Raw genomic sequence first — 15,114 nt, 5'->3', positions numbered from 1 at the left:
GACCGGATAGCCACGAACTTTAGGGCAAATTCTCGCGCAGGTGTGAGAAATGTGAAGCCCATCCCACACGGAGGGGTTACTTACCCGGCGCGTTTCGCGCTAGGGCTGGCGAAGCGGGCGGGCCATGCCGTGAGCAGCTGGCGATCGACGCCCACGCGCCGGCACGAGCGGATGGCCACGCCATCGGTTAGGGCCGCGCGGAACAGCGGCGCCATGCCACGCAGCGTCGCGGCGGCCACGCGCGCTTTCACCTGGTCGGCGGGCGTGCGCCGCAGCAGCGAGGCCGCCCACGGCGGCAGCAGGTACGCGCCCGCGTGCAGGAACACGTCGCGCGAGAGCCCGGCCAGCGGCACGGGCAGGTCAAGGTCGGCCAGCACCTCGAGCACCACGCGGGTACGGTCGGTGTAGGCGAGGGTGGGCACCACGCCGGCCACATAGGCGTCCAGCGCGGCGACCGAGCCAGGCACGTCGCGGGCGCCCAGTGCCTCGGCCACCCGGCGGGTCTCGTTGAAATAGGCATCGGCGGCCGCGTCGGGCACGCCGATGGGGCCATAGGCGCGGAAGCCGGCCAGGAAGCTGGCCATCTCGCTCACGTGCACCCAGGTCAGCAGCTCGGGGTCGTCCGCGGCGTATGGCTGCCCGCTTTCGTCGACGCCACGCACATGGGCATGGATCTGCTTCACCCGCTCGATGAGCCCGCGCGCCGCCGCCGTGGGCGCATAGGTGGTGGCGCCTACGAAGTTGGTGGTGCGGCGCAGCCGGCCGACAAGGTCCTCGCGGAAGTTGGAGTGGTCCCAGACGCCGGCCAGGGCGCGCGGGTGCAGCGTCTGCAGGTAGAGGGCGCAAAGGCCGCCGGCGAGCATGCCGCAGAAATCGTTGTGGACGCGCCACGTGACGGTATCGGGCCCGAACAGGCCCGGGTCACCCGCGGGGTGCTCGTACTCGATGGCCCCCGTGGCGGGTTTCGGGAACGCCGTGAGCACCCATCGCTTGATGGGTGCGGAGGCCGGCGCGAGCAGGCGGCGCAGCATGGCCTAATCCCCCGACCACCAGCCGCGCCACTTAAAGAACCACACCGGCAGGATCATGCTGATGACGATGGCAGCGAGCGCCATGGGGTAACCCCACGGCCAGTCGAGCTCGGGCATGTTCTTGAAGTTCATGCCCCAGATGCCGGCCAGGATCACCGGGGGGATGGTGGCCACCGAGGTCACCGTCAGCACCTTCATGACGTGGTTCTGGTCGGTGCTGATGAAGCCGAGCGTGGCGTCGAGCAGGAACTGCAGCTTGTTGGTGAGCTGGTCGTCGAATTCATCGAGCGTGCGCAGGTCGTGCTCCACCACGCGCAGGCGGATCTCCACCGAGTCGGAAATCCAGTCGAGCTTCTTGGCGCGCACGAACGAGACGATGCGCTGCACGCCCAGCATCGACGAGCGGTTGCGCGCCTGCATGCCTTCGAGCCGGCCCACGTCGAGCATGATGGCGCGCAGCACGGGGGTGCCCAGGCGCTCGGGCGTGAAGACCCGGTCGGAGAGCTTCTTCAGCTCGGCCGACACATCCTCCATGCGCTGCGCGCCGAGGTTCACGATCGCCTCGATGAGGGTGGCCAGCACGTCGGCGCTGGATTCCCAGCGCTGGTGCTCGCAGCTCTCGTTGGCCAGGTCGAACGCGGGCGACTCGGCGAAGCGCAGCGTCATCAGCACGTGGTTGGTCACGACGATGCCCACCGGCTGCGCGGCATGGCCGTTGTTGGTATCGGCGAAATAGGGTATCGACAGGTACATCGCATCGTCGTCGGTGCGGATGCGGCTGGAGAGCGCGAGGTTCACGATGTCGGAGCGCTCGGGCACGCGCAGGCCAGTGATCCCGGCGGCGCACTCGCGTTCCTGTTCCGTGGGCTCGAGCAGGTCGATCCAGATCGGCGACTTCGGGCGGCCCATCCCCGGCGCCCAGACGGTAGGGGTCTCGTGTTGGCCGTGTTCGTGGACGATTAGCACGCGGGGTAGGGTCCTTGGCTGCCTGGGGCGCGCCGCCGGTGGGGCCGGCGGCGCGTGGCAGTTTACGCCTCCAGCGTGGCGTCCATGGTGATCTCGGCGTTGAGCACCTTCGATACCGGGCAGCCTTCCTTCGCCTGCTTCGCGATGCCTTCGAAGGTGGCCTGGTCGGTACCGGGGATCTTCGCCGTCGTGGTGAGGTGCACCTTGGTGATGGAGAACCCTTCGCCGTCCTTCGCCAGGGTGACGTCGGCCCGGGTCTCGATGCGCTCGGCCGTGAGGCCGTTGTTGCCCAGCATCAGCGACAGCGCCATGGTGAAGCAGGCCGCGTGCGCCGCGCCCAGCAGTTCCTCCGGGTTGCTGCCGGGGCCGTCCTCGAACCGCGACTTGAAGCCGTAGGGTGCGTCTTTCAGCACGCCCGTCTGCGTCGAGATCAGGCCCTGGCCTTCCTTGATGGTGCCGGTCCAGGCGGCTTTGCCCCATTTCTGCATGGTGGTTCTCCGGTGGGTGATGGATTGTGGCCGTGAAGGCGCGCATGCTTGGCCATCGACGACGCTAACGCCCTGTCCATCGACAGAATGCGAAAGCAGCGCCGCCGCTGGCTTGGAGGTATCGATCGATGAGTGCGAACGCGAAACCGCTGGAAATCACCCATGACCGGGGCAACACCTTGTTCATGGCGGTGGTCGACGGCCAGGAGTGCGAGCTCGACTACCGGCTCGATGGCAAGACCATGATCATCACCCACACCGGCGTGCCCGAGCCGGTGGCCGGCCGCGGCATCGCCAACCTGCTCACGCGCTTCGCGGTGCAGGTGGCCGAGGCCCAGGGCTGGAAGATCCGGCCCGCGTGTTCCTACGCGGTGCGCTGGTTCGAGCGGAACCCCGAGTACAAGAACCTGCTCGCCTGATCCCGGTGGCGCGCGGGGTGTGCTAGGTTTCACGCTTCCTGCACACCGTGAGCCAAATCGATGCGCACCACCTGGATCGCCGCCGCCGTCGCGCTAGCCTGCGCCACCACCGCCCAGGCCGAAAACGCCGCCCCGAAAGCCGAAGATCCGCGCATCGCCGCCATCCTCGAGAACCTTGGCAAGGTGCGCACCATCGAATCGGTGGCGCTCTCGCCCGATGGCCGGCACCTCGCCTGGGCCGTGAAGACCAACGGCAAGCCGGTGGTGGAGGTGGCGGACGCCGATGGCCGCAACGCGCGCCGCGTCACCGCGACGAAGGGCTGCGGCGAGACCAGCGTGGCATGGGCACCGGATTCGAAGCGGCTGGCGTTCCTCTCCGATTGCGCCGGCAAGGCGCCGGGCGTGGAAGAGGGCAAGCAGGACGACATCAGCATCGTCGACACCACCACCAAGGCGCCGGCGAAGCGCATCACCCACCTCACCGGGTACGTCAGCGGCCTGGAGTGGGCCCCCGACGGCAAGCAGCTCGCCTTCCTGTACGTGCCCAACGCAACGCGCCGCGCCAGCGCCACCGCTGCCGCCAAGCCGCAGTTGGGCGAGATTGGCGTCGAGGGCATCGAGGTGCAGCAGGTGGCCACGGTGGATGCCACCGGCGGCGCCGTGCGCACGCTCACGCCCGCCGGCCTGCATGTGTACGAATACGCGCTTTCCGCCGACGGCAAGCGGCTGGCCTACGTCGCCGCGCAGCCGCCGGGCGACAACAACTGGTGGATCGCCAAGCTCTACGTGCAGGATGCCACCGCGGGCGCGAAGGGCGATGTCATCGTCGACACCAACGCGCTGAAGGGCGCATTGAAAGACCTGCAGGTGGCCGTGCCGCGCTTCTCGCCCGATGGCTCGCGCATCGCCTTCATCGGCGGCCTGATGAGCGACCAGGGCTCCACCGGCGGCGATATCTGGGTGGTGCCGTCCCGCGGTGGCGCGCCGGTCGACGTCACCCCGGGCACGCCCACCACGCCGGTGTGGCTGGCCTGGGCCGCCAACGATCGCCTCGTGGTCTCCGAGCAGGTGGCCGGCGCCAGCCGCGTCGCCAGCTACGCGCTGCCTGCCGAGGGCAGCGCCACGCCCACCACGCTGTTCGACCTGCCCATGGCGCTGGGCGATGGCCGCCTCTCCATGTCACTCTCGCTGGGCCAGGACTTTAGCAAGGCCGCCTTCATCGCCAGCAGCTTCGACAAGGGCTACGAGGCCTACGTGGCCGACCTGGGCGCCAGGGCGGCCCCCGTCGCCGTCACGTCGTTCAATGCGGCGCTCAAGCCCTCGTGGGGCAAGGCCGAATCCATCACCTGGAAGAACGAAGGCCACGACGTGCAGGGCTGGCTGCTGTACCCGGCCAACTACGACGCGAAGAAGAAATACGGCCTCATCGTCTCCATCCACGGCGGCCCCGCCGCCGCGGTGCTGCCGCGCCGGCCGGCGGCCGGCTACGGCGCCGCGCCTTTGTCGGCGCTGGGTTACTTCGTTTTCATGCCGAATCCGCGTGGCAGCTACGGCCAGGGCGAGGCCTTCGTGCAGGCCAATCGCAAGGATTTCGGCTACGGCGACCTGCGCGATGCGCTGGCCGGCGTCGACGCCATCGAGAAGACCCACCCGGTGGACGACAAGCGCCTCGGCCTCACCGGCTGGAGCTACGGCGGCTTCATGACCATGTTCGCCGTCACCCAGACCACGCGCTTCAAGGCCGCCGTGGCCGGCGCGGGCATTTCCAACTGGCAGAGCTACTACGGCCAGAACCTCATCGACCAATGGATGAAGCCGTTCTTCGGCGCCTCGGTGTACGACGACCCGAACGTCTACGCGAAGAGCTCGGCCATCAATTTCATCAAAAACGTGAAGACGCCCACGCTCGTGGTGGTGGGCGAGCGCGATGCCGAGACCCCGGCACCGCAATCGTTCGAGTTCTGGCACGCGCTGCGGGCCCAGGGCGTGCCCACCTCCCTGGTCGTGTACCCGGGCGAGGGCCACGGTTTCGCCCGCGATGCCAGCCGTCGCGACGTGCTGGCGCGGGCCCTTGCGTGGTTCGACCAGTACCTGGGCGAGCCACCGGCGGCCAAAGGGCGCTAAAGTTGCGTGGGCCTGCGGCCGATACCGGGGGGATTAGCCGTAACTTGCCTCCGCCTTCCCCCGGCGAGGCAGGGCACACGAACATCTTGGAATGGTCCCAGCGCCCGGCAGAGCCGGGCCGGAGCAAGGCGTGCTGACAATTAGCGTCGATACAGGCATCCACCATGCCGTCTCGAAGTGCGCCCGCTGGCCCTTCATCGGGCCGGGCGAAGTCGGCTGCTCGCGCTTCAGCACCAGCGGCGCCGGCTTCGGCTGGCTGGTTTCGCTCGTCGTCGTGTTCGCGGTGGCCTCGGTCATCATCTCGTTGCTGATGGCCCAGCGCCGCAAGCTCAGCGCGCGCCTGAAAGATCCCCGCGAGGAAGCGCGCCGCGCGCTGGCGTTCCATGCCTACCACGACACCCTCACGGGCCTGCCCAACCGTGCGTTCCTCATGCACGAACTGGAAGAAGCCCTGAAGGAGCCGCGCGATACCCAGCTCGCGGTCATGTTCATCGACCTCGACGGGTTCAAGTCCATCAACGACAGCCTGGGCCACGAGGCGGGCGATTCGTTCCTGCGTGCCGTCGCCACCAGCCTGCGCAGCAGCGTCCGCGAGCGCGACGTGGTGTCGCGCTTCGGTGGCGACGAGTTCGTCGTGGTCGTCAACGCGTACGGTGGCATGGAGAACCTGGTGCGCGTGTGCCGCAAGGTGCTCGACCTGGTCTCCCAGCCGGTCAGCGTCGCGGGCCAGCTGGTCGCGGTCAGCCCCTCCATCGGCGTCAGCATCGCGCCGCAGGATGGCCGCGAGGCCGAGGTGCTCATCCGCAACGCCGACGCCGCCATGTACGCGGTGAAGGAAACCGGCAAGGCCGATTTCCGCTTCTACGAAGAAGGCATGCTCGAGCAGGCCCGCGAGCGCCTGGCCTTGACGGTGGAGCTGCGCGAAGCCCTGCAGCGCGGCGAGCTCGACGTGGCCTACCAGCCCAAGCGCCACCTGCGCGACAACACGCTGGCCGGCGTGGAAGCGCTGGCGCGCTGGTACCACCCCGAGCGCGGCCAGGTGCCGCCCTCGGTGTTCGTGGCCGTGGCCGAGCGCTCCGGCCTCATCCATGCCCTGGGTGAATACGTGCTCCGCGCGGTGCTCGCCCAGCTGAAGGCGTGGGACGCGAGCGGGCATTTCGTCGATTACGTGGCCATCAACCTGTCGATGCACGAGCTGAGCCGGCCGGCGTTCGTCGAGACCCTGCACCGCGTGGTGCGCTCGTACGGGGTCGACCCCACCCGCATCCGCTTCGAGCTCACCGAGTCCACGGCCATGCGCGAGCCGGAAGAAACCCTGCGCCAGCTGGTAAAGCTGCGGTCGCACGGGTTCGACCTGCTCATCGACGATTTCGGCGCTGGCTACTGGAACCTCAGCCACCTGCGTGAGCTACCGGTGGGCACCATCAAGATCGACCAGAGCTTCGTCCGCGGCAGCGACTCGAACCTGGCCGACCGCGAGATCACCGAAGCCATCGTGGGCCTGGCACGGAAGCTCAACATGCGCACCATCGCCGAGGGCGTCGAGACGGCGGCGCAGGCCGACTGGCTGCGCGATCTCGGCTGCGACATCGGCCAGGGGTACTTCTTCGCACGCCCCATGACGGCCGAGGCCTTCAGCCGCTACCTCGACCCATCGATGGCTTATGCAGGCTGAGCGTACGCACCGGCCACGCCGCCACGGGTGGCTACGTGCCGCGTCCCTCGTCCTTGCCCTCTGCCTGCTCGGCGCCGGTGGCGCCGCCGCCCAGGTGCCCCACGTGGCGCCCAAAGTGGGCATCGACCCCTGGGCCGCGTATGAAACCGCGTGGTTCGATACCGTGGGCGTGGCCGACGGCCTGCCGCATTCCACCACCACGGCCATAGTGCAAGACAAGGCCGGGCTGATCTGGATCGGCACGTTCGGCGGCCTGGCGCGTTACGACGGCTACCGCATGCAGGTGTTCGGCCAGGAGCCGGATTCGTACGGCGGCGCCGTGCTGCCCGATGCCTACGTGCGCGCGCTGATGCCGCTCGACGACGGCGGCCTGCTGGTAGGCACCAACGCCGGCGGCTTGCTGCGCTTCGACCCGAAGACCGTGCGCTTCCACCTGTACCCGGTGGGCAAGGGCGGCACCTCGAACGGCAAGATCTTCAGCATCGCGCGCTCGCGCGACCCGGATGTGTTCTGGATCGCCACCGAGGGCGGCCTCGATAAGCTGCAACTCTCCACCGGCGCCATCACGCGGGTCTCCAGCCTGCCAGGCGACGACCCGTCGATGGTGCCGCGCACGTTCGTCGTGGCCGAGGACCGCGCGGGCAACCTGTGGCTGGGCCTCGACAACGGCATCTTCGTGCGCAAGCCGGGCGGCCATTTCGAGCGGCTGGTGTCGAACGATCCGGAGATCGACCCGATCCTGCACGACCAGGCCTGGGCGCTGTACCAGGACAGCAAGGACCGCATGTGGATCGGCACCGGCCAGTCGGGCGCCGTCTTCATCACGCCCGACTGGCATGCCCACGCGGTGCCCAACTTCTCAGGCAAGACGGGCCTGGCGCGCCGCCGCACCATCCGCGCGTTCCGCGAGACGCCCCAGCACGTGCTGTGGGCCGCGACCGATGGCGCCGGCGTCATCACCTACGATTTCAACAACGGCCAGCTGCGCGCGCTGGCGCACGACGCCGCCATGCCGTCGTCGCTGCCTGGCGACATCACCCGCGACATCCTGCAGGACCGCACCGGCAACATCTGGGTGGCCACCGAGCTGGGCGCCGCGCACTACGACCCGAACGGCCGCAAGGTGTTCTCGGTGATGCCCTCGCCGCTGCAGGCGCACACGCTCTCGAACGCCAACGTGCACTCAGTGTTCGTCGACCCGCGTGGCCGCGTGTGGCTGGGCCTGGGCATGGGCCGCATCGATGTCCTGGACCTGGCCAACGGCGGCATGCGCCACCTGCAGCTCGGCGGCGAGCAGGCCGAGCGCGACGTGCAGGCCTTCGTGGTGGCGCCCGATGGTTCCATCTGGGCCGGTGCGCAGGGCGTGTCGCGCATCGACCCGGATTCGTTCGCATTGAAGAGTTCGATGATCCCGAGCCTGGACGGCCGGCTCATCCTCTCGATGCAGCGTGACGGCAACGACCTGCTCATCGGCACGTACGATGGCCTGTTCCGCTACGACTCGGCCACCGGCGCGCTGCGCCAGATGCGCCACGACCCGAAGGACCCGCACAGCATCGTGGGCGACCAGGTGCGGCACATCGTGCGCATGGCCCATTCGTGGTGGTTCGCCACCATCAGCGGCATCAGCATCCAGTACGACGGCGTGCCCGGCTTCACCAACATCAGCCACGACCCGGCCGATCCGAAGAGCCTGCCACAGGATTACACCGGGTCCATGGCCTTCGATTCGCACCACCGCCTGTGGCTGGGCACGTTCGGCGGCATCGCGTACCTCGACGATTTCCAGGAGCGCGGCCCGTTCCACTTCGGCCTCATCGGTGCCCGCGAGGGCCTGGTCAACACCAAGATCAACGCCTTGCTGGTCGACAACGACGACCGCGTGTGGGCGTCGATGGCCAACGGCGTGGCCATGGTCGACGCCGCCAGCCACCGCGTCTTCGACCTCGGCATCCGCGATGGCCTGCGCATCCCCAGCTATATCCACCGGTCGGCCGCCGAAGCGCCGGGCGGCGAGCTGATGTTCGGCGGCCTCGGTGGCCTCACCGTGGTGCGGCCGTACTGGGTGGCACCGCAGATGGCCACGCCGCGCCTGGCCGTGACGCACATCGCCATGAACGACCGCTCCGTGCCGCTGGCCGAGCTGCCGGGCGAGGGCGGCCGTTTCGTCCTCGATGGCGATGGCCGCAACCTGCGCGTCGACTTCGCGCTGCTCGATTACCGCGCGCCGCAGGAGACGCACTACGCCTACCGCATGGATGACGCGGATACCGCGTGGAACGAAGTGGCGCGCGGCATCCCGCCCAGCGCCATCTACACCAACCTCGCCAGCGGCACCTATACGCTACGCCTGCGCGCCACCATGCGCGGGCTCGACGCGCGCACCATCGAGACATCGATCCGCGTCGACGTGGTGCCGCGCTGGTACGAGAGCCCGTGGACGCTGCTGCTGGGCGTGGCGCTGGCGGTGGCGATGTTCTTTGGCCTGGTCTACCTGCGCACGCTGTACCTGCGCCGCCGCGCCGAGCTGTTGCAGGCGCAGGTGGAAGCCCGAACGCGCGATCTGAAAGCCGCGAACGAGCGCCTCGACCACCTGGCCGGCACCGACGAGCTCACCGGTTCGTTGAACCGCCGCCGTTTCCTCGAGCAGGCCGAGCGCGTGCGCCAGGGCGCCGCGAAGGACGGCATCCCGTTCAGCATGGTGTTGCTGGATATCGATGACTTCAAGACGGTGAACGATACGTTCGGCCACCTGGCGGGCGATACGGTGATCCGCGAGACCATGCGGGTGATCTCGTCGATGTGCCGCGCCGACGACCTGGCCGGCCGCTTCGGTGGCGAGGAGTTCATCCTGTGCCTGCCGGGCGCGCTGGCGGAGCATGCGCTGGATATCACCGAGCGCGTGCGGCACGCGCTGGCATCGCAGGTGATCGTGCATGGGGATTACCGCATGCGGATCACGGTGAGCGCGGGCGTCGCGATGTGGCGCGCCCCGGAGTCGCTGAACTCGCTGCTGGGCCGCGCGGACGAGGCGTTGTACGAAGCCAAGAACGACGGCCGCAACCGCAGCCGCATCGCAAGCCTCTAACCCGCTCCGCTCATCGGCAACCTGCTCCTGTAGGAGCGCGCTTGCGCGCGATGCCCTTAAATCGGTTCATCCGCTACAGCGAATGCATGTTTTAAGCGTTATAGGTGGTGCCGTAGAATCGCAGCAATTCATGTAGTTACGTTACCGCTGCCCTATCCGCGTAGCGATGGTCGCGTCGCGCCATTCCACCGTCCCGCCGCGCGGCGTAGCGTGTCGGTCCTGGCCGGCAAAGAGGGTGTGTCATGAGCGACAGGGTGAGCGGAACGGTGAAGTGGTTTAACGACGCGAAGGGCTTTGGCTTTATCCATCGCGATGAAGGGCCGGATGTGTTCGTCCACTTCCGCAGTATCACGGGGTCCGGTTTCAAGTCCTTGCAGGAAGGCCAGAAGGTGTCGTTCACGGTCTCTCAGGGGCAAAAGGGCCCGCAGGCCGAGGACGTTACTCCCGAGTGATGCCACGGCGTTGAATCCACGATGGAGGATCGGCTCATGCATCCGACGAGCGGCGATGGCGTGCCTGCGTGGTTAAGTGCCTTGATGGCGGAAGAACCGCTCGATGACGCCGAGGGCCCGCGCCGCATGCCCGCTGGTGCCTTGCGGCTCAGACCCGGGCAACGCGTCGAGTTCGATCTCCATGAGGGCCCTGACGGGCAGTGGTACGCCACGAGCGTACGCCCCCTGCAAGACGACGATGGCTGACCCCGCCAGGGACCTCCCTCTTTTTGCAGGAACGAGGTGTCGATTCGAGAAGAGAGCAGGCGCTCACGCATTTCAGTAGCCGGGGCGAACTGAGATCGCCGGCATGGCACCGTGGGAACCAGCTTGCCAGCGCATGCCCGCTGGCTCCCGACAGGTGCTTGCCGCGATTACTCGTCGTATGGCGTGGTATCCGTGAAGAAGTACTCGAAATTGTCAGCATTCATCACGGCATTCGTCCTGTTCTCTCGCGCGAGGTCCTGGACTTTTTCGTATCCGTAAAGGTAGTCAGCGGTTCCTGGGTAGAACGAGTTGTAGTGGGTGTACTCATGCATCAGGGAACCGACTTTCGACGAGAACGCTGCGAAGTCGGGCAGGTCAAAAAAAAGATCGCAGAAGTACATCGTGTAGCGGGAGTCTTGCTCCGCGTGAGCGGGGACGTCTGGGCCCCAGCCTGGGCATCCGCAACGAGGGTTGAGCTTGCCATCGCGAGTACGGTTGGCGGTTGCGACCACCGTTTCGTAGGCGCGAGCATTGTCATTCAGGCCCCAGCCCGGTTCGAAAGGCGGCGGCTCGCTCTCATTGTGTGTCCCGAACCACCGCGTATAGCGAGGGTGCGGAGAAAATCGATAGCGTGGTTCGCCGTTGTCGTAATACAAGACGTATCGCTCACGCATGAACTGTTCGCCAGCGCTGATGCGCCTCGATGCGTCGAGGCGCATTTTGTCGATCACCAGGGTCTGTGCGCTTGTACACATGAGGTCATCGTCAACGAATTCGTTTCTGATAGCTGCAATGTCGCCAGCGAAATAGATGATGACCGCGTTGGACTTTGCTTCCGTCTGTGAGGGTCGGACAAACGTAGCTCGTTCGGCGGACGATGTCGCGCGAGGGTCCGGTTCATGGGTCAGGTTGAGTGTGTAGTCGATCTGGTAGTGCTGGAACGGTTCGAACTTGTACTCCATCGCAAGATTCACCTCCTTCTCAAGGCTCTCTCCTGGCGCGATAGTGCGGAACGCCCGCATCGTGAGGGCGCCAAGGTAGGGCCAGGTGCCGCGGTACGCCACGTCCTTCCCGTTGGAATCGGTCACCTTGAAGATAGCGCCTGGAAGCCGTCCGCCCGATTGGGCAAACGGCGTATGCCAGACCATGATGGGAATGGGGGCATCGCCCGTGTTCTTCAGGGTCAAGACGATGGTCCCGCCTGGAAACTCAGGGTTGATGACACGCATTGATGCTTCGAGGTGTCCCTCGGCTGCGGCCGAAAGGGGTAAGAGGCTTGCGATGCCAACGAGCATGCCGCCTACGAGCCGTTGTATGAACTTGGTTTGGCGCATTCAACTCTCCGATAAGCCGCGCCTCCGTGGCGCGGATCGGAAGTCAATCTATGCACGAGGTTGTCGCAGAGATATACGACTAGTCTGAAAAACGTGTCAGAAAAATTCCTACATCGTGTAGTCCTGCCAGCGAGCGGTGCCCTGAGAGCATCGCCAGCAAGCTGGCTCCCACAGTGGGAGCCAGTCAGCCAGTCAATCAGCCAGGCAGCTAGCCAGCTAGCGAGGCAGGCAGCCTATGAAGGGTCGTCAATCAGTCGCGGAAGTTTTCGAACTGCAGCGGCAGTTCGAAATCCGCCTTGCGGAGCAGGGCGATTGCGTCCTGCAGGTCGTCGCGCTTCTTGCCCGTCACCCGCACCTTCTCGCCGTTGATCTGCGCTTCCACCTTCAGCTTCGCCTCCTTGATCTTCGCGATGATCTTCTTCGCGATGGGCTGCTCGATGCCTTGCTTCACCGTCACCTTCTGGCGGGCCTCGGCCAGGTTCGTCTCCACCTTGCCCACGTCCAGCGCGCGCAGGTCGATCTGCCGGGCCGCCAGGCGGGCGCGCAGGATGTCGTGCATTTGCTTTACCTGGAACTCGTTTTCCGCCTTCTGCGTGATCGTGTTCTCTTCCAGCTCGAACTTCGCCCCCGTGCCCTTCAGGTCAAAACGGTTGGACACCTCGCGGTTCGCCTGGTCGACGGCGTTGCTCAGTTCGTGCTTGTCCACTTCCGACACGATGTCAAAGGAAGGCATGGGGGTCTCCTGGTAGGTGGGCTGACAGCCGACAAGTCTACGCGACGGCGGTACCATGTGCGTTTGCAACGCCAGGCCAGCCCCACCCATGGAATTCGATGCCATCGTCATTGGCGCAGGCGCCGCCGGCCTCATGACCGCCATCGTGGCCGGCCAGCGGGGCCGGCGGGTGCTGGTGCTCGACCACGCCAACAAGGCCGGCAAGAAGATCCTGATGTCGGGCGGTGGCCGCTGCAATTTCACTAATACCAACACCACCCCGGCTAATTTCCTCGGCCGCAACCCGCATTTCTGCAAGTCGGCGCTGGCCCGGTACACCCCGTGGCACTTCATCGAGATGGTGGAGAAGCACCGGATCAAGTACCACGAGAAAAGCCCCGGCCAACTGTTTTGCGATGAATCCTCCAAGCTCATCCTCCGCATGCTGCTGGATGAATGCGCGGCTTCGGGCGTGCGCGTGGAGCTGAACACGCCGGTCACCCGCATCCGGGCGGGCGAGGGCGGCTTCGGCTGCGATACGCCGCTGGGCCGGTTCAGCGCCCCTTCGCTGGTCATCGCCACCGGCGGGCTTTCCATCCCCAGCCTGGGCGCCAGCGGCTTCGGTTACGACGTGGCGAAGCAGTTTGGCCATGCCGTGCTGCCGGTGCGGGCGGGGCTGGTGCCGCTCACGCTGAGCGGCAAGCACCAGGAGCGTTACGACGGCCTGGCGGGCGTGGCGCTGCCCGAGGTGGAAGCGCGGGCCGGGGGCAGCCACTTCCGCGATGCGTTGCTGTTCACGCACCGCGGCATCAGTGGCCCGGCCATCCTGCAGATCTCGTCGTACTGGGAGCCGGGCGTCGACCTGCGCCTCGACCTGCTGCCGGGCATGGATGCCTGCGAGGCGCTGCGCCAGGGCCGCGAGGAGCGCCCGGCGGCGGAGTTCCGCACGGTGCTGTCCGGCCTGTTGCCGCGGCGCCTGGCCGAGCGCCTGTGCGAGGTATGGCTGCCGAGCAAGCCCATGCGCCAGTACCGTGACGCGGAATTGAAGGACATCGCGGCACAGTTGCAGGACTGGCCCATCGTGGCCAGCGGCACCGAGGGCTACCGCACGGCCGAGGTGACCCTGGGCGGCGTCGATACCGACGAGGTGTCGTCTTCCACCCTCATGTCCAAGCGCCAGCCGGGCCTGTTCTTCGTCGGCGAAGTGCTCGACGTCACGGGCCACCTGGGTGGCTACAACTTCCAATGGGCCTGGGCTTCGGGCAATGCCGCGGGCCAGGCCGTCTGACAGGAGCCGTTCCAATGCGTATCGCGTTTATCGGGCTGGGCAGCATGGGCGCGGGCATGGCCGCGAACCTCATCAAGGGTGGCCACGAGGTCACCGTGTGGAACCGCACGGCCGCGGTGGCCGAGCCCCTGGTAGCCCAGGGCGCGACGCTGGCGGCGACGGCGGCCGGGGCCGCGCAGGGCGCCGAGGTGGTGCACAACATGCTGGCCAACGATGCGGCGGTGCGCGAGGTGATCCTCGGCAGCGTGCTCGATGCGTTGCCGGCGGGCGCCATCCACGTGAACCACGCCACCATCTCGGTGGCGCTGGCCGAGGAACTGGCGCGAACGCATGACGCCAGGGGCATCGGCTTCGTCTCGGCGCCGGTGTTCGGCCGGCCCGAGGTGGCGGCTGCGGGCAACCTCAACATCATCGCTTCCGGCAAGCCGGCCCATGTCGCGGCGGTGCAGCCGCTGCTGGAGCTGCTGGCCGCGAAGGTATGGCCGATGGGCGACGACCCAGTCCGCGCCGCGGTGGTGAAGATCGGCGGCAATTTCCTCATCGGCGCGGCGATCGAGAGCATGGCCGAGGCCAGCGCCCTGACACGCGCGCATGGGGTCAGCGCGGCCGATTTCCTCGAGGTGATGCAGGGCACGCTGTTCTCGGCGCCGGTCTACAAGATCTACGGCGGCATGATTGCCGAAGATCGCTACGAGCCGGCCGGCTTCAAGCTCAGCCTGGGCTTCAAGGACGTGGGCCTGGCCCGCGCGGCGGCCGAGGCCAGGCGCGTGCCCATGCCGGTGGCCAGCGTGCTGCACGATGCGCTACTGGAGTCGCTGGGCCGCGGCGACGGCGATATCGACTGGGCCGGCCTGGCCCGCGTGGCGGCGGCCCGGGCCCATTTGAAAGGCTGAGCGTTAGCCGGTTTTTACGCACGCCTTCACAATCGCTAGGCCGCCGGGTTGGCGACAATCGGGCGGCACGATGTTGTGCGGCTTCCCAGGCGACAAATATGACCGCAAGCTGGAAAACGGTGTACGAAGGCCAGCACGAGGGCCGGGCGGTAACCGTCCGCGAGTCGAACGACGGCACGTTCAAGGTGCTCACCAAGCAGACCGTCCATGACGAAGGCATCGCCTACCAGGACGGCCACACCTTCGTCCACGTCTCGCCAGCCAGCGTGGGCGAGCAGGTGGAAAGCGAGGTCAACTCGCGTGAATCGCTCCGCGAGGCCCTGAAGGAACTGCATTTCACCCCGAACAGCGTGGACACGATCTGCCAGGGCCTCGCTTGACGGTGCACCGCGCGCTTC

General features: G+C 67.0%; 13 protein-coding genes. 8 read left to right on the top strand and 5 right to left on the bottom strand.

Annotated elements, in window-relative coordinates; all coding sequences use genetic code 11:
- Nucleotides 1-80 precede the first annotated feature (80 nt).
- The 3 genes from VI08_RS10340 to VI08_RS10330 all read right to left on the bottom strand — a co-directional run bounded on the left by VI08_RS10340 (nucleotide 81) and on the right by VI08_RS10330 (nucleotide 2,485).
- On the bottom strand, nucleotides 81-1,031 hold the full coding sequence (locus VI08_RS10340; protein WP_045829502.1) for an oxygenase MpaB family protein: 951 nt from the start codon (nucleotides 1,029-1,031) through the stop codon (nucleotides 81-83).
- 3 nt (nucleotides 1,032-1,034) lie between these two features.
- Nucleotides 1,035-1,940 (bottom strand): CorA family divalent cation transporter, encoded by a 906-nt coding sequence (locus VI08_RS10335; RefSeq protein ID WP_045829501.1) that lies wholly within the window; start codon nucleotides 1,938-1,940, stop codon nucleotides 1,035-1,037.
- Nucleotides 1,941-2,059: 119 nt separating this feature from the next.
- The gene (locus tag VI08_RS10330; protein ID WP_045829500.1) at nucleotides 2,060-2,485 is read right to left on the bottom strand and encodes an OsmC family protein; all 426 of its coding nucleotides are present in this window, start codon (nucleotides 2,483-2,485) and stop codon (nucleotides 2,060-2,062) included.
- Nucleotides 2,486-2,613: 128 nt separating this feature from the next.
- Here VI08_RS10330 and VI08_RS10325 point away from each other — a divergent pair, with 128 nt between their 5' ends.
- The 5 genes from VI08_RS10325 (at nucleotide 2,614) to VI08_RS10305 (ending at nucleotide 10,243) form a co-directional block, all read left to right on the top strand.
- Entirely contained in the window at nucleotides 2,614-2,904 is a 291-nt protein-coding gene (locus VI08_RS10325) for a GNAT family N-acetyltransferase (RefSeq protein WP_084621435.1), read from the top strand.
- Nucleotides 2,905-2,964: 60 nt separating this feature from the next.
- Nucleotides 2,965-5,028 carry an alpha/beta hydrolase family protein gene (locus tag VI08_RS10320; protein WP_045829499.1) on the top strand — a complete coding sequence of 688 codons (2,064 nt, stop codon included), beginning with the start codon at nucleotides 2,965-2,967 and terminating at the stop codon, nucleotides 5,026-5,028.
- Nucleotides 5,029-5,158: 130 nt separating this feature from the next.
- Nucleotides 5,159-6,703, top strand: coding sequence for a putative bifunctional diguanylate cyclase/phosphodiesterase (locus tag VI08_RS10315; RefSeq protein WP_052697821.1), 1,545 nt, complete (start codon nucleotides 5,159-5,161; stop codon nucleotides 6,701-6,703).
- Complete coding sequence (locus VI08_RS10310) at nucleotides 6,693-9,791, top strand: ligand-binding sensor domain-containing protein (protein ID WP_045829498.1); 3,099 nt, start codon at nucleotides 6,693-6,695, stop codon at nucleotides 9,789-9,791. Before VI08_RS10315 ends, VI08_RS10310 begins: the two co-directional genes overlap by 11 nt.
- A gap of 242 nt (nucleotides 9,792-10,033) precedes the next feature.
- Nucleotides 10,034-10,243, top strand: coding sequence for a cold-shock protein (locus tag VI08_RS10305; protein ID WP_045829497.1), 210 nt, complete (start codon nucleotides 10,034-10,036; stop codon nucleotides 10,241-10,243).
- Between the two features lie 413 nt (nucleotides 10,244-10,656).
- Here the strand turns inward: VI08_RS10305 and VI08_RS10295 are convergent, their stop codons facing one another.
- Nucleotides 10,657-11,823 (bottom strand): M35 family metallo-endopeptidase, encoded by a 1,167-nt coding sequence (locus tag VI08_RS10295; protein ID WP_045829495.1) that lies wholly within the window; start codon nucleotides 11,821-11,823, stop codon nucleotides 10,657-10,659.
- Between the two features lie 250 nt (nucleotides 11,824-12,073).
- Nucleotides 12,074-12,556 carry a YajQ family cyclic di-GMP-binding protein gene (locus VI08_RS10290; protein WP_045829494.1) on the bottom strand — a complete coding sequence of 161 codons (483 nt, stop codon included), beginning with the start codon at nucleotides 12,554-12,556 and terminating at the stop codon, nucleotides 12,074-12,076.
- Between the two features lie 88 nt (nucleotides 12,557-12,644).
- On the opposite strand from VI08_RS10290, the gene VI08_RS10285 reads away from it, so the two are divergent.
- From VI08_RS10285 to VI08_RS10275, 3 genes are all read left to right on the top strand, one after another.
- Entirely contained in the window at nucleotides 12,645-13,823 is a 1,179-nt protein-coding gene (locus VI08_RS10285; protein ID WP_045829493.1) for an NAD(P)/FAD-dependent oxidoreductase, read from the top strand.
- Between the two features lie 14 nt (nucleotides 13,824-13,837).
- The gene (locus tag VI08_RS10280; RefSeq protein WP_045829492.1) at nucleotides 13,838-14,716 is read left to right on the top strand and encodes an NAD(P)-dependent oxidoreductase; all 879 of its coding nucleotides are present in this window, start codon (nucleotides 13,838-13,840) and stop codon (nucleotides 14,714-14,716) included.
- A gap of 98 nt (nucleotides 14,717-14,814) precedes the next feature.
- Entirely contained in the window at nucleotides 14,815-15,096 is a 282-nt protein-coding gene (locus VI08_RS10275; protein ID WP_045829491.1) for a hypothetical protein, read from the top strand.
- Nucleotides 15,097-15,114 lie beyond the last annotated feature (18 nt).

The sequence above is a fragment of the Luteibacter yeojuensis genome (genome assembly GCF_000964085.1).
Classification (GTDB): domain Bacteria; phylum Pseudomonadota; class Gammaproteobacteria; order Xanthomonadales; family Rhodanobacteraceae; genus Luteibacter; species Luteibacter yeojuensis_A.
The sequence above is the reverse complement of the archived record's forward strand: the minus strand, read 5'-3'. Positions and strand labels throughout refer to the sequence as shown.